The sequence below is a fragment of the Microbacterium kyungheense genome (assembly GCF_006783905.1).
Lineage (GTDB): Bacteria > Actinomycetota > Actinomycetes > Actinomycetales > Microbacteriaceae > Microbacterium > Microbacterium kyungheense.
On record NZ_VFPE01000006.1, the window covers coordinates 231,008 to 256,289 of the forward strand.

General features: G+C 70.2%; 28 protein-coding genes and 1 pseudogene. 12 read left to right on the forward strand and 17 right to left on the reverse strand.

What is annotated here, in order from left to right; genetic code table 11:
* The first annotated feature begins 138 nt into the window (after window positions 1-138).
* The 3 genes from FB391_RS17130 to FB391_RS17140 all read left to right on the forward strand — a co-directional run bounded on the left by FB391_RS17130 (window position 139) and on the right by FB391_RS17140 (window position 3,155).
* Window positions 139-546 carry a YciI family protein gene (locus FB391_RS17130; protein ID WP_141896295.1) on the forward strand — a complete coding sequence of 136 codons (408 nt, stop codon included), beginning with the start codon at window positions 139-141 and terminating at the stop codon, window positions 544-546.
* Between the two features lie 5 nt (window positions 547-551).
* On the forward strand, window positions 552-1,697 hold the full coding sequence (locus tag FB391_RS17135; protein ID WP_141896296.1) for an RNA polymerase sigma factor: 1,146 nt from the start codon (window positions 552-554) through the stop codon (window positions 1,695-1,697).
* 66 nt (window positions 1,698-1,763) lie between these two features.
* Complete coding sequence (locus tag FB391_RS17140) at window positions 1,764-3,155, forward strand: HupE/UreJ family protein (protein ID WP_141896297.1); 1,392 nt, start codon at window positions 1,764-1,766, stop codon at window positions 3,153-3,155.
* Between the two features lie 140 nt (window positions 3,156-3,295).
* On the opposite strand, the gene FB391_RS17145 is transcribed toward FB391_RS17140, so the two are convergent.
* Window positions 3,296-4,396 carry a WxL protein peptidoglycan domain-containing protein gene (locus tag FB391_RS17145; protein WP_141896298.1) on the reverse strand — a complete coding sequence of 367 codons (1,101 nt, stop codon included), beginning with the start codon at window positions 4,394-4,396 and terminating at the stop codon, window positions 3,296-3,298.
* 90 nt (window positions 4,397-4,486) lie between these two features.
* Window positions 4,487-6,397 (reverse strand): purple acid phosphatase family protein, encoded by a 1,911-nt coding sequence (locus FB391_RS20205; RefSeq protein ID WP_141896299.1) that lies wholly within the window; start codon window positions 6,395-6,397, stop codon window positions 4,487-4,489.
* 225 nt (window positions 6,398-6,622) lie between these two features.
* Between FB391_RS20205 and FB391_RS17155 the strand changes: the two genes are divergently transcribed.
* Window positions 6,623-7,282: a type 1 periplasmic-binding domain-containing protein gene (locus tag FB391_RS17155; protein ID WP_141896300.1), complete on the forward strand. Its 660-nt coding sequence runs from the start codon at window positions 6,623-6,625 to the stop codon at window positions 7,280-7,282.
* Window positions 7,283-7,402: 120 nt separating this feature from the next.
* A complete protein-coding gene (locus FB391_RS17160; protein WP_141896301.1) occupies window positions 7,403-7,780 on the forward strand; it encodes a hypothetical protein in 378 nt (125 codons plus the stop codon).
* 45 nt (window positions 7,781-7,825) lie between these two features.
* On the opposite strand, the pseudogene FB391_RS20125 reads toward FB391_RS17160, so the two are convergent.
* Window positions 7,826-8,404, reverse strand: a pseudogene (locus FB391_RS20125) (sugar O-acetyltransferase); the annotation flags it as partial.
* Window positions 8,405-8,546: 142 nt separating this feature from the next.
* On the opposite strand from FB391_RS20125, the gene FB391_RS17170 reads away from it, so the two are divergent.
* The 3 genes from FB391_RS17170 to FB391_RS17180 all read left to right on the forward strand — a co-directional run bounded on the left by FB391_RS17170 (window position 8,547) and on the right by FB391_RS17180 (window position 10,499).
* Window positions 8,547-8,816: a hypothetical protein gene (locus tag FB391_RS17170; protein WP_141896302.1), complete on the forward strand. Its 270-nt coding sequence runs from the start codon at window positions 8,547-8,549 to the stop codon at window positions 8,814-8,816.
* Window positions 8,817-8,863: 47 nt separating this feature from the next.
* The gene (locus FB391_RS17175; RefSeq protein ID WP_141896303.1) at window positions 8,864-9,670 is read left to right on the forward strand and encodes an alpha/beta fold hydrolase; all 807 of its coding nucleotides are present in this window, start codon (window positions 8,864-8,866) and stop codon (window positions 9,668-9,670) included.
* A gap of 175 nt (window positions 9,671-9,845) precedes the next feature.
* Window positions 9,846-10,499 (forward strand): class I SAM-dependent methyltransferase, encoded by a 654-nt coding sequence (locus tag FB391_RS17180; RefSeq protein ID WP_281286453.1) that lies wholly within the window; start codon window positions 9,846-9,848, stop codon window positions 10,497-10,499.
* Between the two features lie 33 nt (window positions 10,500-10,532).
* On the opposite strand, the gene FB391_RS17185 is transcribed toward FB391_RS17180, so the two are convergent.
* Entirely contained in the window at window positions 10,533-10,838 is a 306-nt protein-coding gene (locus FB391_RS17185; RefSeq protein WP_141896305.1) for an NIPSNAP family protein, read from the reverse strand.
* A gap of 282 nt (window positions 10,839-11,120) precedes the next feature.
* Between FB391_RS17185 and FB391_RS17195 the strand changes: the two genes are divergently transcribed.
* From FB391_RS17195 to FB391_RS17210, 4 genes are read left to right on the forward strand one after another with little or no spacing between them, the layout of a single operon-like run.
* Window positions 11,121-13,145, forward strand: a complete 2,025-nt coding sequence (locus FB391_RS17195; protein WP_185843148.1) for an ATP-dependent helicase — start codon at window positions 11,121-11,123, stop codon at window positions 13,143-13,145.
* Window positions 13,146-13,187: 42 nt separating this feature from the next.
* Window positions 13,188-13,565: a PadR family transcriptional regulator gene (locus FB391_RS17200; protein ID WP_141896307.1), complete on the forward strand. Its 378-nt coding sequence runs from the start codon at window positions 13,188-13,190 to the stop codon at window positions 13,563-13,565.
* The gene (locus FB391_RS17205) at window positions 13,562-14,236 is read left to right on the forward strand and encodes a hypothetical protein (protein ID WP_141896308.1); all 675 of its coding nucleotides are present in this window, start codon (window positions 13,562-13,564) and stop codon (window positions 14,234-14,236) included. The genes FB391_RS17200 and FB391_RS17205 overlap by 4 nt, the downstream gene beginning before the upstream one ends.
* Window positions 14,179-14,904: a hypothetical protein gene (locus FB391_RS17210; protein ID WP_141896309.1), complete on the forward strand. Its 726-nt coding sequence runs from the start codon at window positions 14,179-14,181 to the stop codon at window positions 14,902-14,904. The genes FB391_RS17205 and FB391_RS17210 overlap by 58 nt, the downstream gene beginning before the upstream one ends.
* Window positions 14,905-14,923: 19 nt before the next feature.
* Here the strand turns inward: FB391_RS17210 and FB391_RS17215 are convergent, their stop codons facing one another.
* The 13 genes from FB391_RS17215 to FB391_RS17275 all read right to left on the reverse strand — a co-directional run bounded on the left by FB391_RS17215 (window position 14,924) and on the right by FB391_RS17275 (window position 25,099).
* Window positions 14,924-15,328, reverse strand: a complete 405-nt coding sequence (locus FB391_RS17215) for a DoxX family protein (protein ID WP_141896310.1) — start codon at window positions 15,326-15,328, stop codon at window positions 14,924-14,926.
* 63 nt (window positions 15,329-15,391) lie between these two features.
* Window positions 15,392-15,742 (reverse strand): metallopeptidase family protein, encoded by a 351-nt coding sequence (locus tag FB391_RS17220; protein ID WP_141896311.1) that lies wholly within the window; start codon window positions 15,740-15,742, stop codon window positions 15,392-15,394.
* A 34-nt stretch (window positions 15,743-15,776) separates the two neighbouring features.
* On the reverse strand, window positions 15,777-16,142 hold the full coding sequence (locus FB391_RS17225) for a nuclear transport factor 2 family protein (protein ID WP_141896312.1): 366 nt from the start codon (window positions 16,140-16,142) through the stop codon (window positions 15,777-15,779).
* 17 nt (window positions 16,143-16,159) lie between these two features.
* Window positions 16,160-16,852 carry a dihydrofolate reductase family protein gene (locus tag FB391_RS17230; protein ID WP_246093592.1) on the reverse strand — a complete coding sequence of 231 codons (693 nt, stop codon included), beginning with the start codon at window positions 16,850-16,852 and terminating at the stop codon, window positions 16,160-16,162.
* Between the two features lie 35 nt (window positions 16,853-16,887).
* A complete protein-coding gene (locus FB391_RS17235) occupies window positions 16,888-17,250 on the reverse strand; it encodes a nuclear transport factor 2 family protein (protein ID WP_141896313.1) in 363 nt (120 codons plus the stop codon).
* A 61-nt stretch (window positions 17,251-17,311) separates the two neighbouring features.
* On the reverse strand, window positions 17,312-18,022 hold the full coding sequence (locus tag FB391_RS17240; protein ID WP_246093593.1) for a lysophospholipid acyltransferase family protein: 711 nt from the start codon (window positions 18,020-18,022) through the stop codon (window positions 17,312-17,314).
* Window positions 18,023-18,080: 58 nt separating this feature from the next.
* Window positions 18,081-18,632, reverse strand: coding sequence for an AAA family ATPase (locus FB391_RS17245; protein WP_141896314.1), 552 nt, complete (start codon window positions 18,630-18,632; stop codon window positions 18,081-18,083).
* 25 nt (window positions 18,633-18,657) lie between these two features.
* Entirely contained in the window at window positions 18,658-19,539 is an 882-nt protein-coding gene (locus FB391_RS17250) for an amidohydrolase family protein (protein ID WP_185843149.1), read from the reverse strand.
* Window positions 19,536-20,477, reverse strand: coding sequence for an aldo/keto reductase (locus tag FB391_RS17255; protein ID WP_141896316.1), 942 nt, complete (start codon window positions 20,475-20,477; stop codon window positions 19,536-19,538). Before FB391_RS17255 ends, FB391_RS17250 begins: the two co-directional genes overlap by 4 nt.
* Complete coding sequence (locus tag FB391_RS17260) at window positions 20,447-21,238, reverse strand: RraA family protein (RefSeq protein WP_141896317.1); 792 nt, start codon at window positions 21,236-21,238, stop codon at window positions 20,447-20,449. Before FB391_RS17260 ends, FB391_RS17255 begins: the two co-directional genes overlap by 31 nt.
* Window positions 21,231-23,192, reverse strand: a complete 1,962-nt coding sequence (locus tag FB391_RS17265; protein ID WP_141896318.1) for a DUF8034 domain-containing protein — start codon at window positions 23,190-23,192, stop codon at window positions 21,231-21,233. Before FB391_RS17265 ends, FB391_RS17260 begins: the two co-directional genes overlap by 8 nt.
* 3 nt (window positions 23,193-23,195) lie before the next feature.
* On the reverse strand, window positions 23,196-24,149 hold the full coding sequence (locus FB391_RS17270; RefSeq protein WP_141896319.1) for a carbohydrate ABC transporter permease: 954 nt from the start codon (window positions 24,147-24,149) through the stop codon (window positions 23,196-23,198).
* Window positions 24,146-25,099, reverse strand: a complete 954-nt coding sequence (locus FB391_RS17275; protein WP_141896320.1) for a carbohydrate ABC transporter permease — start codon at window positions 25,097-25,099, stop codon at window positions 24,146-24,148. The genes FB391_RS17270 and FB391_RS17275 overlap by 4 nt, the downstream gene beginning before the upstream one ends.
* Window positions 25,100-25,282 lie beyond the last annotated feature (183 nt).

The window sequence follows — 25,282 nt, forward strand, 5'->3', positions numbered from 1 at the left end:
GCTTCACATCCGGGATGCCGCGGTCGCGGCATCCCGGATCTTTTCCCACTTTTCTCGCCACCGATGTAGAGATCGCCCGGTCGGCTCCGTCTCCTATCCGAAGCGGCCAGAATGGGCCGCACGGAACAGGAGGCTGTCATGGCCAAGTATCTGATGCTCAAGCACTACCGCGGCGGGCGTCCGTCGGTGAACGAGGTCCCGATGGACCAGCTCACCAAGGACGAGTGGACCGCCCACGTCCAGTACATGCAGGACATGGAGCGGCGGCTGCTCGACTCGGGCGAGCTGGTCTCGTCCGAGGGGCTGTCCATGGGCGGAGCGTGGGTGCGCTTCGACGGCGAGGGACGCCCGCCGGTCGTCGACGGCCCGTTCGCCGAGACGAAGGACCTCATCGCGGGCTGGATGCTGATCGACGTCGACTCGTACGATCGCGCGCTCGAACTCGCCTCGGAGCTGTCTGCCGCGCCGTGGGCCGGCGGCAAGCCGCTCGGCGAGTGGCTGGAAGTGCGAGAGGTCATGAGCGCGCCACCCGCCGACGTCCAGTGACGACGGTGGATGCCACGGCGCTGCGCCGCGCGATCCCCGAGGTCGTCGGCATCCTCGTCCGGCGCGGCGCGGACTTCGCGTCGGCCGAGGACGCCGTGCAGACCGCGCTGCTGCGCGCGGTCGAGCGGCCGCCGGCCGAGGAGGTGCGCGACGTCCGGGCATGGCTCGTCACCGTCGCGTGGCGGGCGTTCCTGGATCAGGTGCGCAGCGAGTCGGCGCGTGCGGCGCGTGAGGAGCGCCTCGCCCTGGAGCCCGAACCCGGATCGGTGCCCGACCACGACGACACGCTCGGGCTCTACTTCCTGTGCACGCATCCCGTCCTCACCGCCGGGTCGGCGACCGCGCTCACGCTGCGCGCGGTCGCCGGCCTGACCACCCGGCAGATCGCCGACGCCTTCCTCGTGCCCGAGGCGACGATGGCGCAGCGCATCAGTCGTGCGAAGCAGCGGCTGGCCGGCATCCCCCTCGACCAGCCCGGTGATCTGTCGCGCGTCATGCGCGTGCTGTACCTCGTCTTCAACGAGGGCTACTCGGGCGAGATCGACATCGCCGCTGAGGCCATCAGGGTCACGCGGCAGCTCTTCGCGCTCACCGACGAGCCCGAGGTCGCGGGGCTGCTCGCGCTGATGCTGCTGCACCACGCACGCCGGCCCGCGCGGGTGGTCGGCGGGCAGCTCGTGCCGCTCGCCGAGCAGGACCGCACGGTGTGGGACGTTTCGGCGATCTCCGAGGGCGTCGGCATCCTGCAGGCCGCGCTCGCGCAGGACCGGCTCGGGCAGTACCAGGCGCAGGCGGCGATCGCCGCGCTGCACGCCGACGCGCCGACCGCCGACGAGACCGACTGGGTGCAGATCGTGGAGTGGTACGACGAACTCCTGGGGTTCGGCGATTCTCCCGTGATCCGGCTGAACCGTGCGATCGCGGTCGGCGAGGCCGATGGGCCGCTTGCCGGGATCGCGGCACTCGACGCGGTGGGCGAGGATGTGCCGCGCTACCACGCCGCACTCGCGTACCTGCAGGAGCGGGCCGGCGATGTGGATACCGCGGCCGCCGGCTACGCGGAAGCCGCCCGCCGCGCGACCAGCGCCCTCGAGCAGCAGCATCTGCTGCGCCAGGCCGAGCGGCTGCGGCACGCGGGCCGGCCACGCTGAGCGCCGCGTCCGCGTTCGTCACCTTCGGTTCTCCTGCTGTTACCCCGGGGCCACTAACGTCTCGGGGTGCTCTCTGCCATCCCCCGCCTCTCCCGTCCTCTCGTCCTCGCCGTCGCGGTGGTGTTCGCGGCGCTGCTCGTGCTGCTGAACGCCTCCAGCGCGTCGGCACACCCCGCCGGCACGACAGGGGTGTTCGTCACGGTGCAGTCCGACGCCGTCGACATCGAGATGCAGATCCAGAAGACCGGGTTCGTCGCCGCCACCGGGTACGAGCTGGAGACCGATCAGGCGGAGCTCGACGCGGTCGCCGACAACGTCGAGTCGTTCATCCTCAACCGCGTGACGGTGCGCGACGACGTCTCGAAGCTCACGCCGACAGTCACGGTCGACCCCGAGTTCATCCGCGTCAACGGTGAGGACTCGATCCGCACGACGCTGCGCTTCACCGACGGCGACCGGCCGATCGAGGGCGCCATCACGCTGGACTACGACTTCATCCTCGACGTCGTGCCGTCGCACCAGGTGTACGTCGCACTCGTGAGCGACTGGAACAACGGCCAGGTCGCCGAAGGCGACCCCGAGGTCGTCGGCGTGCTGGGCGGCGGCGTCACCGAGATCACGCTCGACCGCGCGCAGCAGACGCCGCTGCACGGCTTCTTCTCGGTCGTGTGGCTCGGGATGCTGCACATCGCCGAGGGCACCGACCACCTGCTGTTCCTCACGACGCTGCTGATCGTCGCGCCGTCGCTGGCCGTCCGCTCGCGGCGCGGGTTCCGCTGGACGCAGCCGATCCCCACCAAGCGCGCCGTGCTGCGGGCGGCGCTCATCATCACCTCCTTCACCGTCGGGCACCTGATCACGCTGGCGCTGGTGTCGCTCGGCGTCATCTCGTTCCCCACCAAGCCGGTCGAGATCCTCGTGGCGATCTCGATCGTCGTGGCGGCGGTGCATGCCATCAAGCCGCTCATGCCGCGGGGCGAGCTGTTCATCGCCGGCGTGTTCGGACTCGTGCACGGCACCGCCTTCGCCACCACGATCCTCGACCTCAACCTCGGCTTCGGCGAGAAGCTCGTCGCCATCCTCGGCTTCAACATCGGCGTCGAGCTGGCGCAGCTGATCGCCGCCGTGCTCGTGCTGCCGCTGCTGATCTGGCTGTCGCACGCCCGCGCCTACCCGGCGTTCCGCACCGTCATCGCCGCTCTCGCGATCGTCGCCGCGTCGGCGTGGATCATCGCGATCAGCGTCGACGGCGACACCGTGCTGCAGCCCGTGTTCGACGGCATCGCCCGGTTCCCGATCGTGTTCTATCTCGTGCTCGTCGCGGTGGTGGCCGCGCTCTGGTCCGTCACCCGCATCCCTTCCGACCGCCGTGGAGCGGATGCCGCACCCCTCGGCGCGGTGACCGCTGACACCGAGGTGGCGGAGCCCGAGGCTTCCTCCGAGCGCACGCCCGTGTAGCGCCGGCGAGCGTCCCTCGGTCGTTGAGCGGATCCCGCTCTGGCGCGCGCAGACGAAACGCGGACCGGCGCGCCGAACGCACACGAAAGCGCCCCGCCCCTCACACTCGGTGAAGGGCGAGGCGCTTGTCGTGGGTGGGATCAGTCCGCAGCGCCGACCGGGGTCTTCGCGCGCTCTGCCTCCAGGGCCTTCGCGACGGCCTCGTCGACGCGGGCATCCTCGGCCTGCTGCACGGCGACCTTGCGCCGCGCGCGACGGCGCAGGAACAGCACGACCGCGGCGGCGACGAGCACGAGGATGATCAGCAGCATCCAGGGCACGGCGGGGGCGACGCCGGTCGCGGTGACCTCGGCGATCGGGGAGCGCGAGCCGGCGGCATCCGTCACCAACGGGGTGACCGCGGTCGTCCCGATCAGCGCGAACAGCGGCGGAACGTCCGGCACGACGACCGTCACGGTGCGGCTCTCGCCCGGCAGCAGCTCGGGGATCGCGTCGGCAGCGGGGGCGTCCATCGCGAGCAGGCCGAACACGCCGCGCACCGTCGAGGCGGGGTCCGCCGAGACGGTCGCGTTGCCGGTGTTGTGCAGCGTGTAGGTGACGGTGGCGTCGCCGCCGGCGAACGGGTTGAGGCCGCCGTCCCACGAGACCGACATGTCTTCGACGGCGAGCGCGGGCGCGAGTTCGCCGCCCACGCGCAGGTCGACGCGGATGCCGAGGCGCCGGTCGACGTTCACACCGGTGGCCGCGTCGGGGACGGTGAGCGACGTCACCAGACCACCGGCATAGTCGCCGGGCGTCGCATTGTCGGGGATCGCGACGGTGAAGGGGATGCCGGCGGTCGCGCCGGGAGCGACGGTCACGGTCTCTTGAGCCGGCGTGATCCACGCGCCGACGCCCGTGGACTCGTCGTCGGCGAGCACGAGCGAGAGGGCGCCGTCGTCCGAGGTGAAGCCGTCGGCGGCGTACACCTCGAGGTCGATGGGCTCCTGGCCGCGGTTGGCGACGACAATGCCGTCGGTGAGCGTGCTGCCCGGGTCGATCGCGTAGCTGTAGCTGGTGCGGTCCGATCCGAAGTCGTTGGAGTCCGTGCGGACGGTCCAGTTGACGTCGTCCGCGGAATCCGCGGCGTCAGCGGCCGACGCCGGTGCGGCGGGCAGCGCGATCACGAGCGCGGCCAGGATGGCCGCGGCCACCGTGCGAGCACGGTGGAGCAGAGGGGAGAAGGCGGGGCGTGCGTTCACGATGGGCTTTCGAGGTGGGGCGAGAACAGGATGGTCCGTGGGAGAGAGGGGTCGCCTCTCTCCCACGGACGCAGGGTGCAACGAGCTGGATCAGCCGGCGAGGGCCGTGATCGTCAGCGTCGCGCGGTAGCTGCCGGTCGCGGTCTGCGTCGGCAGCTTGAGGTCGAGGTCGGCGCCGAGCAGCGCCTCGCCCTTGTCGTGACCCTGGGTGGCCGCGCCGAGCACGCGGTCGACCGAGAGGCCCGCGCCCCCGTCGAAGCCCGACGAGACGGCCGCACCCGCGACCGCGCCGGCACCGGCGGTGACGACCTTCGGGGTCCAGCCGAGGTAGCTGGCCTGGAAGGTCTTGTCACCGTCCGAGAAGTCGCTCAGCACCGAGGTGATGGACCACGGCGACAGCGACGAGCGGGTGTCGGAGACGGCGATCGGGTTGATCGCGCCCTTCGCCTCGAAGTAGCCGTCCTTCTCCTCGGCGGTGCCGAGGTCGACGAGGCCGTTGTGGCCGTCGATGGTCCAGCCGAACTCACCGGGAGCGGCCGTGGGCACCACGACCTGGACGTCCTGGCCGCCGTCCGCGTGGTGCGGGTGGATGGTGACCGAGTCGATCTTCGACTCGACCCCGCCATTGGCCGAGGCCTCCGAGCGGATGCCCTCGACGACGAGCTGGTCGGCCTGGACCTGGACCTTCACGTAGCTGCGGGTCCGCTCCTGGCTCTGCACCGAGTTGTACCAGTAGCTCGACGGGTTCAGCGGGTCGGCGCCGTTCCCGGCACCGCTCGTGCCGCTGTTGTCGGGAGCGGTGATGTTGTAGTACTTCGAGCCCGAAGCCGAGTTCGCCGTCATGTAGATGACGCCGCCCTCGCCGACGAAGACCTCGTTGGCGCCCGGCTGCTCTTCGGGGTTGGCCTTCTCGCCGTCCTTGATCTCGTAGCTGCGCGTGTAGACGTGGTCGTGGCCCTGCAGCACGAGGTCCACCCCGAGCTCCGAGAACGTCGTCGGGAAGTCGACGCGACGCACCTTGTTGTCGCCGTCCTTCGCGTGCGAAGCGGCCGAGTAGATCGAGTGGTGGTACACGAGGACGGTGTACTTGGCGTCAGCGCCGTGGGCCTTCACGACGTCGGTCACGTACTGCACGTGAGCCTCGTCGCCGCCGCCCGTGGCGTCGTTGTAGCTGTTGCTGTTCAGGTCGATGAACAGCACGTCCTTGTAGATGTACCAGTAGTCGCCGCCGGACTCCGTCGCGGTGTTGCCCGCGCGGTAGTAGTCGGCCGAGTAGTCGGTGTTCGGCGTGTAGAAGTGCTGCTCGTACGCCTTTCCGCCCACGTCGTGGTTTCCGATGGTGGCGGCCCACGGGTACGAGCGCAGCTGCTCGGGCGCGAGGAACGCGTCCCACTGGGCCTCGGTGTTCGCCGTCTCGACCTGGTCGCCGCCCGAGACGAGCAGCTCGGTGTCGGGGTTGGCGTTCAGCGCGACGTTCATCGTGTCGACCCAGCCGGCCTGGTCGTTCGCCACGTTGCCCGAGGCGCCGATCTGCGGGTCGCCGAAGAACAGGAAGTCGAAGTCACCCTCGAACGACTGCGTCTTGAACGAGTAGGTGGGCGACCAGTTGCCGTCCGAGCCGACGCGGTACGAGTACTGCGTGTTCGCCTGCAGGTCCGACAGCGTGGCGTGGCGGTTGAAGCCGCCGCTCGACGCGATGTTCGCCGTGCCGGTGGCCGAGAACGTCGTGACGGATGCGACGAATTCGCCGTTCGCGAGCGCCGACGTCGGGGCGAGCTGCACGACCTGGGCGCTGTCGGCCGAGGTGTACCAGGTCACGGTGCGCTGGGTCTCGTTCGCGCCGACGCCGAGCACGATGCCGGTGTACGAGGCGGTGTCTGTCGCGTGGGCGGGCGCCGTCGCGACGAGCACGCCGCTGAATGCCAGCGCCGCGCTCATTGCTGCGGCCGAGAGCCACAGCGCCGCGCGGCCGTGAGGCCGCGAGGTTGCTACTGAGAGCATGGGTCTTCCGTTCTGTCTGGAAGGGATGGTTGGGGGAACGGGGTCGGGCGTGCCCGGCTCCGACAGATGAGCCTCGCCACCCCACGTGACGCTCCGCGCCCGGCTTTGTGAACGGGCGGCGCCGGCAAAGCGAACAATGGGCAAACGGGGCCGCCTGGGCAGGAACCCGGGCGTGCCGGCGCGCATGCTGGAAGCATCCCGCCCTCCATCCCCCAAGGACGATCCGTGCCCCTTCGCGCTGTCACGGCGACCGCTGTCGCCGTGGTGCTCCTGCTCTCTCTCGCCGGCTGCGCTCATGACGACTGGAGTGCACCGCGTGCCGAGCCCACGGTCGTCGGCACGCCCGCGGCCGGGTTCACGCCCGAGACCTCACCCTCGCCAGAGGCGACGGTGACGCCGGCAGACGGCTCGTGGCACGGTGTCTCGCCCTCGGCCGGTTACCGCGTCGTGCTGCTGACGAGCGGTTCGGATGCCACCACGGGCGTGCTCAACGACGCCGTCGAGGAGTGGGCGGCCGACGAGCAGGTGTCGCTGCGGACCGTCGAAGCCGAGGATTCCGCCCCGATCCCGGCGATCGTCGACGCGATGGACATGAAGCCCGACCTCATCGTCACCACGGGCGAGGCGCTCATCGACGCCCTCGCGATGGTCACGCCGAACCACCTCGACGTGTCGTTCCTGGTCCTGGGCGCGGAGCTCGCCGAGCCCACCTACAACGTGACGTCCGTCGACTGGACCGGTGCCGGCTTCCGCGGCGAGGGCCTGGGCTCGGCGACGCACTTCGACGAGTCGTCGTTCACACCCGAGCGCGGCGACGCGGCGATCCGCGCGGGTGCGACGGCGGTACTGAGCGGCATGACGGGCGTGGTGCTCTGGATCGACTGAGATCCGGGATTCCGGCGGCCACGGCACGTCGCTCGTCGATGAGACTGGGCGGCACAGCCTGCGTCCCCTGACCGCGCACAGGCTCTGGTTCCGGCGAGCGGTGCGGGATATGGTCGCTGCATGGCGGAGAGACTGGTCGAGAAGCTCGCCGGGTCCGTCCCCTCTTGGGGCGCCCGCATCGCGTACGGAGAGAAGTCGACGGTCGGCGGACAGGACATCGTGCCCGTCGCGATCGTCGCCTTCGGATTCGGCGCCGGGGAGGGGTCTGGCGAGACGCCCCCCACCGAGAGGATGCCGCAGGGCAAGGGAGAAGGCTCGGGCGGAGGCGGAGGCGGAATCGCACTGCCCATCGGCGCCTACGTGTCGGGGCCCAGCGGGACGGTCTTCAAACCCAACTCGGTCGCCCTGGTGATCGCGATCACACCGATCGTCATGAGTGTCGCCGCCGCGATCGCCAGCGTGTCCGCGGTGCGCAACGCGGTCAAGCTCCTCCGCTGACGCGACCGGCCTCCTGCGCCGGGCTCGCCTGAGCCCGGCGCAGCCGAGCTCGCGGATCACCCGCGCGGGATTGCCGACGGCCAGCACGTTCGGCGGAAGGTCCCGGGTCACGACCGCGCCCGCACCGACCACCGTGTTGTCGCCGATCGTCACCCCCGGGCACACGATGACGCCGCCGCCCAGCCACACGTTGTCGCCGATCGTGATCGGCTCTGCGGCTTCGAGCTTGCCGCGGCGGCGCTGCGCGTCGAGGGGATGCGTCGGCGTGAGCAGCTGCACGTTCGGGCCGATCTGGCAGTCCTCGCCGATCGTGATGGCGGCGACATCGAGCGCCGTCAGGTTCGAGTTGATGGCCGTGCGCGCGCCGATGTGGATGTTCCTGCCGAGGTCGACGAACAGCGGCGGCTTGAGCCAGACATCGTCACCGAGGGTTCCGACGAGCTCGGAGAGGATCCCCTCGGCCGTGCCGTCGTCGGCGACCACGGCCCGCTCGTACTCGCGGACGAGTCGTACGGCCCGGAGCACGGCGACGCCGATGTCGGGATCGTCCGCGATGTAGAAATCGCCCGCGAGCATCCGCTCGTAGTTGGTGCGATCATCGCCGGCGAAGTAATCCGTGTCGATGGTGTCCTCCTGGATACCGGCGCCGATGGCGGGCCGAGCCACATCGTAACCCCGCCCTGATGCGGCCGCCGATCGCCCGCTTCGCCGCCGGCGTCGACGCCCGCCTGCCCGACGATGCGCGCAGACACGAGAGGATGGACGCATGTCCTCCTCGAATGAACGCCAGTCGAACCCGACCGCGTGGGCCGCGTTCTGGTTCGCGCTGGCCGGCCTCGTGCTCATGCCCATCCCGCTGTTCATCGGCCTGGTGCTGGGCGGCGTCCTCTCGATCGTCGCCGCGGTCCTCGCCGTGATCGCGCTCCTGAAGGGCCTCGCACGCAGCGGCAAGGGCATCGCCCCCGTCGTGTTCGCCGCCATCTTCATCGCCCTCACCTGGGGCGGCATCTCGATCGGCGGCGGCATCGTCTGGTAGCCGCCGCCCCGCTTGCCCGCGCCGCCGGTCGCGACGATCATGGCGACATGACCGAGCGCGTCCGGCTGGGCGACGGGGCTTCGCTGGCGTACGAAGCCGTGGGCTCCGGCATCCCACTCCTCTCTTTTCATGGCGCGTACTCGGCACGGGGCGAGGTGCGCGAGTTCCTTGAGCCGATGATCAGTGCGCGCGCGGTCCGGCGCGTGTACCTCGACCTGCCCGGCCACGGCGATTCGCGCCCCTCATCGGGCGTTCGGCAACCCGATGACGTCCTGGACCTCATCGAACTCGTCCTTGAAGCCGAGGTCCCGGTCGGCAGGTTCCTGGTGCTCGGACACTCGTTCGGCGGACACGTGGCACGCGCGATCGCGGCCCGGCACCCCGATCGGGTCGCCGGGATGGCGCTGATCTGTCCCGTCCTTCCTGGAGAGCAGCGCACCCCGGCGGTCGCCGTCGTGCGCGACGATCACGTATCCGGTGCGCTGGACCCCGATCAGCGCGCCGAGTACGAGGGCTACTTCGTCGTTCGCACCGCTGACACCCTGGACCGGTTCCGCAGTGCCGTCGTCTCCGTCGTCGGCGAGGTCGACGAGCAGACGATCGAGCAGGCGATCACCCCGGGGCCTCATCGCGCGGACCCCGACGCGGTGGCTGTCGATGCTCCGGTGCTGGTCGTCTCGGGTCGACACGACCACTGGGTCGGCTGGGAGCGGCAGGAACGCCTCGGCGACCGGTACCCGCACGCCACGGTCGTCACCGCGGGCGACGCCGGTCACGCACTCCCTCATGAACGCCCCGGCCTCGTGGCGGCGCTGCTCTCGGACTGGCTCGACGAGGTGGCCGCGGGCGGGTAGACAGTTCGTCGACGTCGCTGCCTCGGCGACACAGCGGTAGTCCGCGGGGACCGGCTCGCCCCGGCCTAGCATCGGGTTCGTGACTGATGCGGAGCTCGCAGCGACTTTCTTGACGATCGGTGCGGAGTACGAGCGATACCGGCCAGGATTCCCTGCCGAGGTCGCCGCGAGGGTCGTGCCCCATCGCGTGACCTGCGTGCTCGACCTCGCCGCGGGAACAGGCAAGTTCACCGAGCTGCTCGTCGCTCGCGCAGACCGCGTCGTCGCCGTCGACCCCTCGGGGCCGATGCTCGCCGAGCTGCGGCGGAAGCTGCCAGGGCTGACCGCCTTGATCGGCACCGCCGAGGCGATACCGCTTCCGGACGCCAGTTGCGACCTCGTCACCGTCGCTCAGGCGTATCACTGGTTCAACCCGGAGCCCGCGTCGCGCGAGATCCGGCGCGTATTGACGCCGACGGGCAGGCTCGCCCTGATCTGGAACGGCCCCGACCCTCGCTGCGCGTGGGACTCCGCCGCCTACCGGATCGCGCACCCGCTGCCCGATGATGAGTCGGCCGAGGAGGATGCCGATGCTCTCCCGGTCGTCGAGGTGCCGGGGTTCACCCACGTGGACGGCATCCGAGTCCGCTGGTCCGAAGCAATCACCCGCGCGGGTTATCTCAACCGGTGGATGACGGTCAGCACCTTCCTTGCAGCCGGCGAGAAGGAGCGCACAGAGATGATCCGCCGGGTCGAGGCGGTGCTCGATGACCACCCCGACACCCGGGGTCGGCACACGCTCCAGCTGCCGCAGGTGACTGACGCGCTGATCTACGAGCCGGCCGGCTGAGAGCGCCGTTCACCTCCCTCGCTCGCGCCGGCTCTAAGAGAACACCGGCGAGAGGAAGCGGCGCTCGTAGCGGCGGATGCAACCCGTCGTCCGGGCGAACTCGAACGCCTCCTGGCACTCGGGGTCGGTCTTCGAGGCGTTCCGGTAGACCTCGTACTCGGCCAGCGACGGAAAGGTGAACAGGGCGAACGCCTCGTCGCTGTCGCCTTCGCTGGGCATGAAGTAGCCGTGGTGCGTGCCGCCGAGCTTGTTGACGAGCCGGATCCATGTGCGGCCGTACTCGGTGAACTCGTCGAGCTTGTCGGGGTCGATCTCGTAGCGAAGGTGAACGGTGATCATCGGGTTTCCTTTGGGTTCGGGCCTACCCACGAGTCTCGCCGACGAACGGGCGATGCGACGACGATCACGCCGTCACGGACGGACGGTCACCAGCCCAGCTCGCCCTCGTCCTCCTGAAAGGTGCCGGTCGGGCCGTCGGGGCCGATCATCGTCAGCTTCGCGACGACCTGTGCGCTGACGGATGCCGGGCGCCCGCATCTTCCACCCGCGGCTCTGACGCTGTCGCGTCCGCGGTGTCGTCCTCCGGCCTCGATGTCGGGGGGTCTGGTTACCGTCGCCTCCGTGGCACTATCTGATGCGCTCGCGGGGCTGGATCCGGCACAGCTGGAGGCCGTCGAGCATGGCGACGGGCCGCTCGTGGTTGCGGCAGGCGCCGGGACCGGAAAGACGCGCGTGCTCACCGGACGGGTCGCCCGGCTGCTGGACGCGGGGGTGGTGCCTGAGCGGATCCTGCTGCTGACGTTCACCCGGCGCGCGGCATCGGCGATGCTCTCTCGCGCTGCGGCGATGTGCGGCGACGCGCAGGCAGCGCAGCGGATCCCCGGTGGGACGTTCCATGCCGTGGCGCACCGCATCGTGGCCGAGCACGCCCAGCATCTGGGACTGCAAGACGTCACGGTCATCGATCCCGACGACGTCGTCGACCTGATCGACCTGCTGCGCGCCGAGCACGGGCTCGACGGCACCGAGGTCCGGCTTCCGACGACACGCACCATCGCGGACATCGCGTCCCGCACCATCAACACCGCCACTCCGGTGCGCGCCATCATCGAAGAGCAGTTCCCCTGGGCGCTGGAGCAGGCCGACCAGATCGCCGAGCTGTTGCGTCACTACCGCGCCCGCAAGCGCGAGCGCGGTCTGCTCGATCTGGACGATCTGCTCATCGCGTGGCGGGCGCTGGTGTCTGATCCCGATGTCGGGGCACGACTGCGGGCGCGGTGGGACTGGGTACTCGTGGACGAGTATCAGGACGTCAACCAGCTTCAGGTCGACATCGTGCGCGGGCTCAGGCCCGACGGCCGTGGGCTCACCGTCGTCGGCGATGACGCGCAGGCGATCTACGCGTTCCGGGGTGCGAGCGCCGGGCACCTGCTCGAGCTCGTGGAGGCCTACCCCGACGCCTCGCTCGTGCGCCTCGAGCGCAACTTCCGTTCGACGCAGCCGATCCTCGACCTCGCGAACGACGTGCGGCCCGGCGAACTGAAGCTGCGGCTGGTCGCCGATCGCCCGCAGCAGGGGGCCCGGCCCGCATTGGTCGCCTGCCGCAACGCCGACGACGAGGCTCGCACGATCGCCGACCGCATCCTCGCCGCACACGTCGACGGGACGCCCCTGCGTTCGCAGGCCGTGCTCATGAGAACGGGATCGCACAGCGCACAGCTCGAAGTCGAACTCAAAGTGCGGGGCATCCCGTTCCACAAGTTCGGGGGCATCGGCTACCTCGAGACCTCGCATGTGCGCGACCTGCTGGCGAGCTTCCGGGTCGTGCTCAATCCGGCCGATGAAGTGTCCTGGTACCGCCTGCTCACCCGGCACCGCGCGATCGGCAAGGCGAATGCGCGCACCCTCGCCGGCATCCTCGCGGACGGCGGCGTGGACCGCGCCTCAGACGCGGTCGCGGCCGCACCGGCGAAGGCACGCACCGGGCTCGCGTCGACGCTCTCGCTGCTCGGCGCCGTGGACGTCACCACCGCCGTGCCGGAGTTGGTGGAGGCATGCCGGGCCGCGGTGGATCCGCTGCTGCGCGCCCACTACCCGGATTGGCATCGTCGCGTGACGGAAGTCGACGGCATCGCGCAGGCCGCCGCGGCGCAGCCCGATCTGCGCACGTTCGTGAGCGAGCAGGCGATCGATCGGGTGAACGTCGCCGGCGACTGGGCGAAGCAGCCGCACCTCGACGAGGACTGGCTGACCCTGTCGACCATCCACTCCGCCAAGGGCCTGGAATGGGATGCCGTGCACCTGATGCGCGCGAACGACGGCGCGATGCCCTCCGACATGGCACTCACCTCGTCCGCCGGGCTCGCCGAGGAGCAGCGACTCTTCTACGTCGCGCTCACCCGCGCCCGCGACACCCTCGACGTGTATGTGCCCTCCCAGCTGCCCACACACCCCACCGCGTTCCTGGCGAGGCATGTCGCGGCCAAGCCCAGCAGGTTCCTGAGCGAGTCCGCACGCCCCCTCATGGAGGCGGTGAACACCGCCGCCCTCACCCTCGCGCCCGCGCCCGCGCCCGGGCCCGCGCTCAAGCCGGCCGAGACGGCGCCACGGGTGCGCACGGACGCGTTCGACGAACTCTTCGCGTGATCGGCGTTGTGCATACTCTGTTGAGCAGAATATGCTCGCCGCATGAGTTCCGACGTCCGCGAAGCCGCCGGCGAGGTGTCGTTCTGGATCCTCGTGTCGCTGAGCGACACCCCCAAACACGGCTACGGCGTCCTGCGAGACGTCGAACTGCTCAGTGCCTCGGGCGGCGGGCGAACGGTCTCGCTCAAGGTTCCGACCCTCTACGCCGCGCTCGAGCGACTTGAACGCGCGGATCTGATCGAAGTTGATCGCGAAGAAGTCGTCGAGGGCCGCGCCCGGCGCTACTACTGCCTCACGTCGGCCGGTGCCGTCGCACTGGCCGACGAGACCTCCCAGCTCGAAGTCAGGGCACGCGCCGCCCGCGAAGCACTCGCGCGGGCGGCCGATCACCGCCGAACCCCCGACATGGCAAGTCGATGACCTCGTCGAACGAGCGGGCATATGCGCGGCTGCTGCGCTGGTATCCCCGCTGGTGGCGGGACATCCACGGCCACGTGGTGTTGACCACGTTGCTGGATGTCGATGAAGCGCGCGGTCGGACAGGGCCGACGTCGGACGAAGCCTGGGCGCTGCGATGGGACGGCCTGCAGCATCGCTGGCGGGGGCCGGCTCGTGCGAGCTCGCGGCCGGGCTCGTCCGCCACCGCCGTTCGGCGGTCGTGGGTGCGAACAACCACCTTGCTCGGCGTCGCGTCCGTGCTGACGATCGCCATCGGCGGGTGGGTCGCATCCCGTGACAGCGTCACCGGGTCCGGAAGTGGACGGACGCTCGATGCCCTGCTGCAGCATGCATCGGAGTATGAGCGCGCGATCCTGATGGACGGGGTCGTCACACCCGCTGAGTACGCGAGAGCTCTGATTGACTGGCGAGACTGCGTGTCGTCCGCCGGCGCGCAGCCCAGCGAGATCTACCCCATCGCGGACAACCAGCTCACGTTCGATTACGAGATCACCGCGGCCACAGACGAAGCACGCGTGGGACTTGAGGTCACGGCAGAGACATGCCTCCCCGAGTACTTCGACGCGGTCGGGGCGTGGTGGGTCGAGCAGGATCCTCGCCCCGTTCCGTCGCTTCCGCTCGCATCGGAATAGTCCTCCGTGCGCGCAGGATCGGGGGCGCGACTACCTGGGTTTCTGCAAAGGAGGATCATGTCTTCGTGGACGAAGGCAGGCACGGATACCCCGACCTGATTCGGCGTACCGGCGAGCTCATCGAGCAGCTCGATCGTCCGCCCGTTGTCGCGATCGGCGGCCATGGCGGGTCGGGCAAGTCGACGCTCGCCTTGCGGCTTGCCGGCGACCTGGGGGTCAGCCGGACGCAGGTCGTCCCCACCGACCAGCTCTACGCCGCCGTCGACACCCGGCGAGCAGCCCTCTTCGAGCTTCAGGATTGGCCGGAGATCCTCGATCTGCTCAGGCGAGTGAGGACGGGATCGCGATCGCGCCTGCGCTACCGAAGTCGCGGATACGACGGACATGAAGAGCTCGTCGACGAGCAGATGCCCGCCGCGCTCATCATCGAGGGCATCCGAGTCCTTCGACCGGAGACCATGCCCCTGATCGATCTCTCGGTCTGGATCGATCTCGAGCCGCAGGTCGCTGGCGAGCGCGCGAAGGCGCGAAACCGGGATCAGGGCGACAGCGCGATGGAGATCACCCTCTGGGACACCAAGTGGATCCCGGAGGGAGTCGAGTACGAACGCCTCGTCCGCCCACAACGACTCGCCGACATCGTCCTGCGTCCAGTCGATCTCATCTGAGCGGTGCGCGGTGGTCACGCTACCGCGTCGCCCACAGTGCCCAGATGACGAGAACCGGCTGCAGCAGCAGGCGTATGAATCGCGCGCGGTCGGTGCGCAGCATCGGCGCGGATCGACCGGTGCGCCACTGATGGAGATTGCCCGGGAAGACGGCGACGAAGAACGCCGCGACGAGCCAGCCGACACTCCGCTGCCGAGGAATCGTCGCGACGGCACCGGCGAGCATCACCTCGACGACCCCGGACCCCACGACGATCGCATCCTTGTCGAGCCCGGTCAGCCGCGTCGACCAGTCCGGTACGACGATGCGGTAGCCGCGCCTGCCCCACGTCAGGTGCGACAGACCGGCGGCCGCGAGCAGCAGGACCAGTAGCCAGCGCGCCGCTGCGCGCCATCCGGTCGTCCGATCGGGAGGAGCGCTCATGGGCTAGACGCTACCCGGTGGGCGACCGGCTTCCGGCGGGCATCGCACGGAAGCCGGTCGCGGCTAGGCCCACCCGAGTTCACGCAGGCGTGCGTCATCCAACCCGAAGTAGTGCCCGATCTCGTGGACGAGGGTGATTCGCACGCGGATCCGCAGGGCATCGAGATCGTGACTGTGCTCCTGCATGTTGTTCTTGAACAGCGTGATCCGGTCGGGGAGCTCCCCGTAGCCGTACACGCCGCGCGTCTTCAGCGGGCGTCCGCTGTAGAGCCCGAACAGCCGCGGCCGCTCGCCCGTCGGCTGGTCGGCGATGAGGATCGCCACGTTCTCGAGACCCCTCACCATGTCGTCAGGCAGAGCCTCGTACTCCTCTGCGACCATCGCCTCGAAGTCCGCGTCGGAGATCTCGACCATGGTCCGATTGTCGGCGACTGTGCGCCGACGGGGATCAGGAAGACTTCACATAGCCGCGCGCCTCGACAATCCTGCCGTCGCGGACGCGGATGAGGTTCACACCTCTGACGCAGTCGTCCTCGCCCGTGCCCCAGCGCAGGATCCACGGTGCCACGGCGAGATCGCCGAGGATATCCGCAGGCTCTGGTGAGAACTCGAGGTCCGTGCTGCCGGCGAGCTGGGACCAGCGCGCCAGGCAGGCCCGACCGCCGTCGTGCCGGGCTCCCTCCGGAGCCGGACCCGTGTCCTCGATGACGCACTCGTCTGAGATGAGGTCCTCCAGAAGCGTCGGGTCGTGCAGGCGGAACGCCGCGTTGTATCGGTCGATGACCTCATGCGTGGTGCGTGTCGTGTGGGTCATGCTGAGGCCTCCGCCGTTCAGAAGGTCGCGTACGCGGGGCGGCCGACGGGGCGATAGGAGTGAATCATCACGCCCTTCGAATCGGTACGCGCGTCGACCAGGTTCAGGGCGATGTCGCGGCCCGAGTCCGCGAACAGTCGCGCGCCCTGCCCGAGTACCACCGGCACCGTGATGAGCTCCATCTCGTCGACGAGGTCCTTCTCCAACAGCCACTGAATGAGACGACTGCTCCCGTGCACCTGCAGCTCGCCGTCCCGGCTGTCCTTGAGGTCCGCGACAGCCCGGAAGAGGTCATCCCCAAGAATCTCCGTGTTCGCCCAGTCCGAGCGCGTCAGCGTCGTCGATGCCACGTACTTCGGCTTCGAGTTCAGGGCCACGCCGATCGGGTGCTGCTTCAGCTCCGCCATCGTGCCCCAGAAATCACGGAGGATGTCGTACGTTCGACGGCCGAACAGGTACGCGTCGGCACGCTGGAAGGTCGCCGCAATGTGATCGCGGGTCGTGTCGTCACCGGCGCCCCTCGCCCATCCGCCTCGGTCGAATCCACCCCTGAGGTCCTCCTCAGTGGACCCCCCGTTGCCCTGAGTCACTCCGTCGAGGGTGATCTGCGTGATCGTCGTGAGCTTCATTCTCTTGTTCTCCATCGCTGCGGCGCCCCTTGTCAGGCGCCTCTCACCCACGCAACGAACGACGAAGCCCGGATTCGACACCGGCGCCATGATCGCGGACCACGGCTGCGCGCGCGTCAGGCTGAGGCGGGGACCACCAGGGTGCGGACGGACGAGATCCGTCCGTCGCGGACCTCGATGATGTCGAGACCGCGGACGACGGGTGCGTCCACCGGACCGAACGCCCACGCGAGAGCACCCGCGTCTTCGCCCGTGTAGGGGATGCTGTCCTCGACGAACTGGAAGTCGGCGGGGGCGCGATCCAGCAACTCCGCCGCCTTGCGACCCAGGGCCACACGGCCCACGGTGGTGCCCTCCGGATCCGCGAACGCGACGTCCTCGGTGTAGATGCGCTCGATGGCCTCGCGGCGCGCCTGGGCGTCGCGATTGTTGAAGACCTCGTGCAGGTTGGCGTTCAAGAGCTCGGTCACTGATGCCATGGTTCTCCCCTTCGTCTCGTCGCTCAGAACCTCCTTGCTGATCGGCGGACCGGCAGCCGGCTCAGTCGCGCGAGGTCGCGTTCACGCTGCCCGAGCGCTCCTGGCCGCTCAGGCGGGCGATGGCGACCATCATGCGCTCGGTGATCTCGCGACGCGCCTTGCCGTCGGGGACGCCGTCAAGGTCGGACAGGTCGAGGGGCTCACCGAACCGCACCTGGAGGCGCGGTCTGCCCGGCAGGAGATGACTCAGGGGCTTTACAGTGCCGGTCCCGATAAGCCCGACGGGCACCACCGCGGCGCCTGTCTCGCGGGCCATCCACGCTGCGCCGCCGTGGCCCTCGTGCAGCTTGCCGTCGCGCGAGCGGGTTCCCTCGGGGAACACGGCGAACACGCTGCCGGCCCGCAGGATGCTGCTGCCCGCGTCCAGGGCGGCGCGCGCGTCGCGACCGGTCGCGCGATACACCGGGACGCCGCCGATCGACGTGAAGAACCAGCGCTTGAGGCGACCGAGGATCCCCGAGCCGGTGAAGTACGACGACTTGATGAGGAACTGCACAGGACGGGCGGCGGAGGTCGGGATGATCACGGTGTCGAGGGATGCCAGGTGGTTGCTCGCCAGCAGCACCGGCCCGCGATCAGGAACGTTCGCCCGGCCGAGGATGCGCGGGCGGTACATCAGCCAGAACAGCGGCCGCAGGATCACGCGCCCGACGAAGTAGACGACGCCCGGCCGTGGCGCAGGGGCGGGGGTTGGCAGAGCGGGCGCTGTCACCTCGCCACCCTACTCGCGGTGGCCGGGGTCGCTCTCCGCGGGGCGGCCGCTGCGACGGTCAGCCGTCCGCGGCGGTGGCGAACGCCTCGAGCGCGGCGAGCCGGCGGTCCCTGCCGCCGGTGATCTCGACGACCCTGGTCCGCCGGCCGACGACGTCGGCGTCAGCGATGAGATCGAGCAGCACCTCATCCATCGCGTCGCGCAGCTCCGGGAACTCGTCCGCTCCGGCGTCGATCGCATCCCCCGGGGTGAGCGGCAGCACCACGAGCAGGTCGACGTGGCCCATGGCCTCCCGCGTGAGCTGTGTCGAGCGCAGGAGCACCTCGCGCGAGATCGCCTCTCCCGTCACGCTCTCCAGTGCCAGCAGGTAGGCGAGAAAATCGATGGGACCGCGCTCGGCGATCAGGTGCTCGGGCGCGTCGGCCGCGTCCAGTCGATCGGCCGAAAGGCGCAGCTGCGCCGCGAAGGACCCTGCATCCGGAGCGTCCCGGGTCTCATCCAAGAGCTCGAAGGGATCCGGCAGCACGGCGTACTGCGGGTTCCGGAGCGCGAAGTCCGCGATCAGGGTGCTCTTGCCGCTCGCGTGGGTGCCTGAGACGACGATGCGCATAGCGCGACCCTAGAGCACGAGAGCACTAGAGCCGGTAGAGCTCCGTCGCGGTGGCTCCCCAGAACCCGTCGGCTCGCGCACCCCACGCGGCGGCCACGTCGTCGACGAGCCGCGCGTGAGACGCGATGCGCGCCGACATCGGCCAGTCGCTGCCGAACAGCAGGCGCGACTCGCCGAAGGCGCCGGACGCCGTCGCGGCGAGCGCGGACAGCCGGGCATGGTCGCCCGGCGCCGTCGCCAGGCCGGAGAACTTCGCGGCCGTGCGGGGCTCGGCTGCGACCCTCCGCAGCGCCGCCTCCCACTGCGGTGTCGGCTCAGCGGCCCCGAGACCGAGGTGGCACAGCACGAAGGTCGTGGCCGGGTGCCGGGCGGCCAGGGCGGCCACCGCCTCGAGCTGAGCGGGTCGGACGAGGAACTCGACGACACGGCCTGATTCGCCGGCCCCGGCGCACAACGCGTCCAGCCCGGGGACGTCGGACAGGTCGGGAGCTCCGCCCGGCGTGGCCACGCGGATGCCGCGGACCTGGTCGTTCAGCACGGACGTCGCGAGTCCGGCCCGCCCCTCGGTGGCGGGCACGTACTGCAGCACGACGGCACGGACGACGGGATCGACCGCGGCGAGCTCGCGCAGCCACGTCATCTCGGGCAGCGTGTCGCCGGCCTGGACGGCGATCGCCGTGGCGACGGGGCCGGGAACGGGGTCGGCTCGCGGCGTTTCGTCTCGCTCCGCTCGCTCAACGAGCGGGACGGGCGTCTCGTCCCGCTCTGCTGCCTCGACGAGCGGGAGGGATGCCGCTCGGAAGTCCTCGGGCGACACCGTCGGCGGCAGATGCAGGTCATCCCGGAACCACGACAGCGAGAAACGCGAGGGGTCCCACAGGTGGATGTGGGCGTCGACGATCGTCACAGCCGCTCGAGCTCCGCCCACAGCTCCTCCGGGATCGCAGCGCTCTCCGCCGCAGCGAAGTCCGAGACCTCGGCGGGCGTGCGCGCCCCTACCACGACCGCCTCGACGGCGGGCAGCCGCAGCGGGTACCGCGACGCCACGTGGCGCAGCTCCACCCCGAACCGCGCGCACACGGCGGACAGCTCGCGCGCCTGTGCCTGCATCTCGGCCGGAGCCTCGCGGTAGTCGAAGTACGGCGTTCCCACGGGGTCGGCGAGGATGCCCGAGTTGAACACCCCGGCCGCCACCACGCCCACACCGCGAGCAGCGGCCTCCGGCAAGAGCGACGACTCGCCCCGATGGTCGAGCAGGGTCGTGCGGCCGGCGATCATCACCACGTCGACGTCGGCCTCACGCACGAAGCGCGTCAGCGGGTCCGGCCACACCATGCCGACGCCGATCGCCCGCACCACACCCTCGGCGCGCAGCTGCTCAAGCGCAGGCATCGCCGAGCGCAGCGCCTCGTCCACGTCCATGGGGTCGTGGAGATACAGCAGGTCGATCCGATCCGTGCCCAGCCGCGACAGGCTCCCCTCGAGACTGCGCAGCACCCCGTCGCGCGAGAGGTCCGCGACCGTGTCGGCTCCGACCGCGCCGGATGGGACTGCCGTGCCGTCGGCATCCACGATCTTGCGCCCGACCTTCGTCGCCAGCACGACCGAGTCCCGCGGCACACCCGCAAGAGCACGCCCGAGCCGCGCCTCGCTCGCCCCTGCGCCGTAGTGCGGCGCCGTGTCGAAGAACCGGATGCCGGCGTCCAGTGCCGCGGCCACCGTCGCGTCCGCGTCCGCGTCGGCGACGGCCGTGAACAGGTTGCCGATGGGCGCACACCCCAACCCGAAGGTGTCGGAGGCGCCCGGCGTCGGCGTCAGCGGGCGAAGGCCTGCGCGGAACGCCACAGCTCGTACTCCTCACGCGAGTCCGGCGTCAGGGGGTAGTAGTCGCTCAGGCGCGCGCCCTCGTCGAGGCGGCGGCGGCTGAACGCCTCCCAGTCCTCGTGGTCCTGCGCGGACTCGAGCACGGCGCCTGCCATGGCCTGCGGCACGATGACCGGGCCGTCGCCGTCGGCGATCACGACGTCGCCGGGCATGCACAGGGCGCCGCCCACCGCGACCGGCACGTCGTACGCCCACGGAAAGAGCTCGGTCTGCGACGCGTAGTGCGGCGTCGTGCCGGTCGACCACACCGGCAGGCCGAGGTCCTTGATGCGGTCGGAGTCGCGGATGCGCCCGTCGACCACGATGCCCACGCCGCCCTTCTTGACGAAGTAGCGCGCCAGGATGTCGCCGATGCAGCCCGAGTACTTGCTGCCGAACGCCTGGATCACCAGCACGTCGCCCGGCTTCACCTCTTCGAGCACGTGCCACAGGGCTGTGTGACGCTCGACGTACTCCTGGCCGTGGCCCGACGCGAGGTCCTCGCGCTGCGGCATGAACTGCAGCGTGATGGCCGAGCCGACGATGCGCTGACCCTCCGCCAGCGGCCGCGGCCCCTCGACGAACGATCGCGAGATGCCCATGCCGTGCAGCTTCGCGCACGCCGTCGCCGACGACACGCGCTCCAGGTCGCGCAGAGTCTGCGGGTCGGCACGGCGGTACGCGTCGCCGCGCACCGGCAGCTCGAAGTCCGGCCGCGGGAACGGCGTGGCGAGATCAGACATGGGGCGCTCCTTCGAGACGGACAGACAGGGGAAGAGTGGATGCCGCACCCCGGTGCCGCGGCGTGACGCCCGAGTTCACCGTGTGCAGGGTCAGGTCGGCGCGGTGCGCGGGCGGCAGCTCGACGACCACGGCGTCTTCGCCGGCATCGAGCTCGCGCGTCACTGACACGGGATGCCCGGGCGTGGACGCGTACGCCGTGCTGCGGCCCGGATACACGCCGTCGGCGGACGTGTGCGCGGTGACCGACGCGATGCGCCGCTCGCCGAACCGCGAAGCCCGCACCACCACGCGGCGAGCGCGGGTGGTCGAGGTGTTGACGAGGGCGAGGTCGAGGTCGTCGCCGTCCAGACGCGACACGAGCGCGGCCACGTCGGGCGGCAGCCCCGGGCGGGAGGCGTCGGCGTCCTCGTACACGACGGCGGCGAACGGCAGACCGCCGTTGTAGAGCACCTGCGGGGTGCCCGAGACCAGCTGGCTCAGCACCTCGGTGACCACCGGGTTCACGCGCTGCCAGAAGTGCAGGTGCGCGGCATCCGGATCCGTCGGAGCGCCCTGCATCAGCGCGACGCGACGCGCGACCTGACCCAGCGCCATCTCGAGCGCGCGCTCGGGGTAGTCCGGCAGCTCGCCGTCGAGGAACGCCAGCCACGGGGCCTCGTGCCCCGCCTCGGCCTTGTCGCGGAACGGCTTGACCCGCTCGGCCATGGCCGGCAGGCCCTCGATCGCTCGACGCAGCCGGGCCAGGTCGTCGTCGCGGCGCGACCACCACCACAGCCACAGCGGCAGCTCGAGCGGCATCGGGCCGTAGTCGAACCAGCCGTGGCGCCCGAACCGGTGGGGCACGAGGAGTGCGGGGGTGGCGGCATCCTCACCCCACCGCGCGAGCCAGCCGCCCCGCAGACTGAACGGGGTCTCGGCGATGGGGGCCACGATCGCGTGGTCGAGCACGGTGTCGAGCACGGCGCGCGCCATGTCGAGCGCGGCGTCGTCACCGGTGACGAAGGCCTCGTTGATGCCGGCGATGACGGTGGCCATGCCCACCGAAGGAAGACCGTGCGGCCAGGTCCAGCCGTAGTGCCCGCCGTGCCAGCGTCCGTCGTGGAGTCCGCCGACGACACCGTCAGGCGACACGTTGTCGGGGATGAGCCCGGCGTTCTCGGCCGCGCGGGCCCGCCAGCCGTCGACGTAGGTGCGCAGCCACTGCGCCGACGCCTCGTCGCCGTCGTACAGCCAGCGGTTGGCGACGAGGCTCGTGGCGGCGAGGTTGACGGCGACGTCTCCGGCGGCCGCGCGGTGCATCGCCTCGCCCATCGCGGTCGCGCGCGCGGGATCGGCCAGGTCGTCCCATTCGTCCACGCCGGGCACGTAATCCAGCGGCAGCCCGTACGGACGCATCTCGCGGCGGTCGGCCGAGTACGGCTCAGGCTCGTCGCTGAGGCCGGGGCGCGGGCCGAGGGCGCCGTTGTGGGGCGCGGTGATGATGTTGTGGATGCTGTCGTAGTTGCCGTGCGCGGCATCCACATACAGCTGCGCGAACCGGCGCGCCCGCTCGGCGAACGCGGGATCGGCGGGGTCGGCCGCGCACAGCGCGTAGAAGAAGATGAGCGACTCGCCCTGGTGGAACCAGTCGTAGCCGTTCTCGTACTCGCCCGTGACCATGCCGGCAGCGGCGAGCTGCGCGGTCACGCCCTCCCAGTGGCGCTTCGCCGCGGTGAGCACGTCGTCGCTGCCGCCGAGCAGGTAGAACGCCGGCCAGTTGAAGAACGGCTCGTACAGGTCGTCGACGCCGTCGCGGTCCTCGAAGACCGCGTCGAACCTCAGCCCGCCGTCGGGGCGCGTGAAGGTCTCGGAGAACAGGCGCCAGGCGTCCTCGATCTCGGCGAACAGACGGCGCTGCAGAACGGCCCAGGCGGGGATCGCCGTCAGCGGGCGCGCGGGAACGGGCTCCGGCATCCGTCAGCCCTTCGTCGCCCCGGCGGCCAGGCCGCCGATGATGTGCCGCTGCATGATGATGAAGAAGATCACGGCCGGCGCGATCGCCAGCAGCAGCGTCGGGAACAGCACCGTGTAGTCGGTGGAGTACTCGCCGACCGCCGCGTACACGCCGGTGGTCACCGTGTACACGCCGGACCCCGGCCCCAGGATGATCTGCGGGCTGACGAAGTCGTTCCACACGCCGATCGAGTTGAGCACGATGATCGTCGCCACCACGGGACGCATGATCGGGAAGATGCACGACCAGAACGCGCGCATGCGGCTCGCGCCGTCCAGCGCCGCGGCCTCGTCGATGTCGCGCGGGACCGTGCGCAGATACGCGGCGAACAGGAAGATCGTGACCGGCAGCGTCGCGGCCGTCTCGAACAGGATGAAGCCGGGGATCGTGTTGATGAGCCCGAGCACCCGCAGCACGAACACCACCGGGATGAGCGTCACCTGGCCGGGGATGAACAGGCCCGACACGAACACCACGAGCAGCGCCACGTGCCAGCGGGTGCGACCACGGGCGATCACATACGCGACCGGCGCCGACAGCACGATGCAGAAGAAGTTGACGAGCGCGACGAACAGCAGCGTGATGCCGTAGGCGCCCACGACGTTGAACTTCTCGCTCGTGATCGCGTTCCACAGGTAGTCGAACGTGAACATGTCGGGCGTGATCAGCAGCGGGTGCAGCACGATGTCGGCCTGCGGCTTGAACGCGCTGATGAGCAGGATGTACATCGGCACGAGCATGATCAGCGCGAGGGCGCCCAGCAGCACCCACTTGACGATCGACACCGCGAGCGGCGTGCGCTCGGCGGCGGAGCCCGGGCCCCGGCGGCGACCGCTGCGCCGCGGCTTGCGTCGCACATCGGCGAGGTAGACCTCGCCCGCGATGCTCGGGCCGGTGGTCTCGGTCGAGATGGTCATGATTCGCTCGCCTTCTGGTCGGCGCCGCGACGGGCGAAGGTCACGGCCAGGCCGATGACCGCGGTCACGACGAGCAGCACGATCGACTGCGCCGCGCCGAACCCGAGGTTCGCGTGCGCGAACGAGTCACGGAGGATCTGGTACACGATCGTCTGCGTCGAGGCGGCGGGACCGCCGTCGGTCAAGGCCAGGATGATGTCGTACGCCTTGAGCAGGCCGACGAGGGTGAGCACCAGGTTCACGGTCACGACCGGCGCGATGAGCGGCACCGTGATGCTCTTGAACTGCTGCCAGCGGGATGCACCGTCCACCGTGGCGGCCTCGTAGTACTCGGCGGGCACCGACTTGATGCCGGCGAGGTACAGGATCATGTTGAAGCCGAAGTGCGACCACACGATGGTGGCGATGACGCTCACCTTGGCGAAGGTCACATCGGTCAGGAACGGGAGGGGACTCACCCCGAACTGCGTCAGCAGCGAGTTGATCGCTCCCTGCGGCGACAGGATCGCCGACCACAGGAACCCGATGATCAGCGCGCTGATGATGTACGGGTAGAAGAAGATCGTGCGCATCACGGTGTTGGTGCGCGTGTTGCCCGCGATGAGGGCGGCCACGCCGAGCCCGATGCCGTTGCACAGGATGGTGCCGGCCACCGCGATGACGGCGGTGAAGGCGGCGGCGTCGAGCGTGCGGGGGTTCTTGAACGCCTTGGTGTAGTTCTCCAGCCCGATGAAGTCGAAGTGCAGGCTGTACCCGTTCCAGTCCGTGAAGCTCAGCACCACGGCCAGCAGCATCGGGATGAGGAACATCGCGATGAACACGATGAGGGCGGGGCCGGCCATGATCGCGCCGGAGAGGCGGTCCTGCCACGAGGTGAGCCCGCGCCGGCGGGAGGTCGCCGCCGCCCGGGAGCTCGTGGTGCCCGCGAGGCGGGCCACGGTATCGGCCATGTGAGTCTGCTTTCGTGTCGTCATCGAAACGAGGGATGCCGGGGGTGTCGGGGTTCCCGGAAGGTTGCCGCCGCGCCGGCTCGGCAGCGCTCATGCGTCACCGGCGCGGCGGCAGGTCATCACTGGATGTTCGCGGCGAACCACGCGTCCATCGAGCTGTTGACGTCCGCGGCGGGCGTTCCG

Bases quoted from the DNA above. Each gene is read 5' to 3' on its own strand.
- FB391_RS17130 (WP_141896295.1), top strand. From the start codon at position 139: ATGGCCAAGTATCTGATGCTCAAGCACTACCGCGGCGGGCGTCCGTCG.
- FB391_RS20205 (WP_141896299.1), bottom strand. From the start codon at position 6,397: ATGCTCTCAGTAGCAACCTCGCGGCCTCACGGCCGCGCGGCGCTGTGG.
- FB391_RS17160 (WP_141896301.1), top strand. From the start codon at position 7,403: ATGGCGGAGAGACTGGTCGAGAAGCTCGCCGGGTCCGTCCCCTCTTGG.
- FB391_RS17170 (WP_141896302.1), top strand. From the start codon at position 8,547: ATGTCCTCCTCGAATGAACGCCAGTCGAACCCGACCGCGTGGGCCGCG.
- FB391_RS17175 (WP_141896303.1), top strand. From the start codon at position 8,864: ATGACCGAGCGCGTCCGGCTGGGCGACGGGGCTTCGCTGGCGTACGAA.
- FB391_RS17185 (WP_141896305.1), bottom strand. From the start codon at position 10,838: ATGATCACCGTTCACCTTCGCTACGAGATCGACCCCGACAAGCTCGAC.
- FB391_RS17200 (WP_141896307.1), top strand. From the start codon at position 13,188: ATGAGTTCCGACGTCCGCGAAGCCGCCGGCGAGGTGTCGTTCTGGATC.
- FB391_RS17205 (WP_141896308.1), top strand. From the start codon at position 13,562: ATGACCTCGTCGAACGAGCGGGCATATGCGCGGCTGCTGCGCTGGTAT.
- FB391_RS17215 (WP_141896310.1), bottom strand. From the start codon at position 15,328: ATGAGCGCTCCTCCCGATCGGACGACCGGATGGCGCGCAGCGGCGCGC.
- FB391_RS17220 (WP_141896311.1), bottom strand. From the start codon at position 15,742: ATGGTCGAGATCTCCGACGCGGACTTCGAGGCGATGGTCGCAGAGGAG.
- FB391_RS17225 (WP_141896312.1), bottom strand. From the start codon at position 16,142: ATGACCCACACGACACGCACCACGCATGAGGTCATCGACCGATACAAC.
- FB391_RS17235 (WP_141896313.1), bottom strand. From the start codon at position 17,250: ATGGCATCAGTGACCGAGCTCTTGAACGCCAACCTGCACGAGGTCTTC.
- FB391_RS17245 (WP_141896314.1), bottom strand. From the start codon at position 18,632: ATGCGCATCGTCGTCTCAGGCACCCACGCGAGCGGCAAGAGCACCCTG.
- FB391_RS17260 (WP_141896317.1), bottom strand. From the start codon at position 21,238: ATGTCTGATCTCGCCACGCCGTTCCCGCGGCCGGACTTCGAGCTGCCG.
- FB391_RS17265 (WP_141896318.1), bottom strand. From the start codon at position 23,192: ATGCCGGAGCCCGTTCCCGCGCGCCCGCTGACGGCGATCCCCGCCTGG.
- FB391_RS17270 (WP_141896319.1), bottom strand. From the start codon at position 24,149: ATGACCATCTCGACCGAGACCACCGGCCCGAGCATCGCGGGCGAGGTC.
- FB391_RS17275 (WP_141896320.1), bottom strand. From the start codon at position 25,099: ATGGCCGATACCGTGGCCCGCCTCGCGGGCACCACGAGCTCCCGGGCG.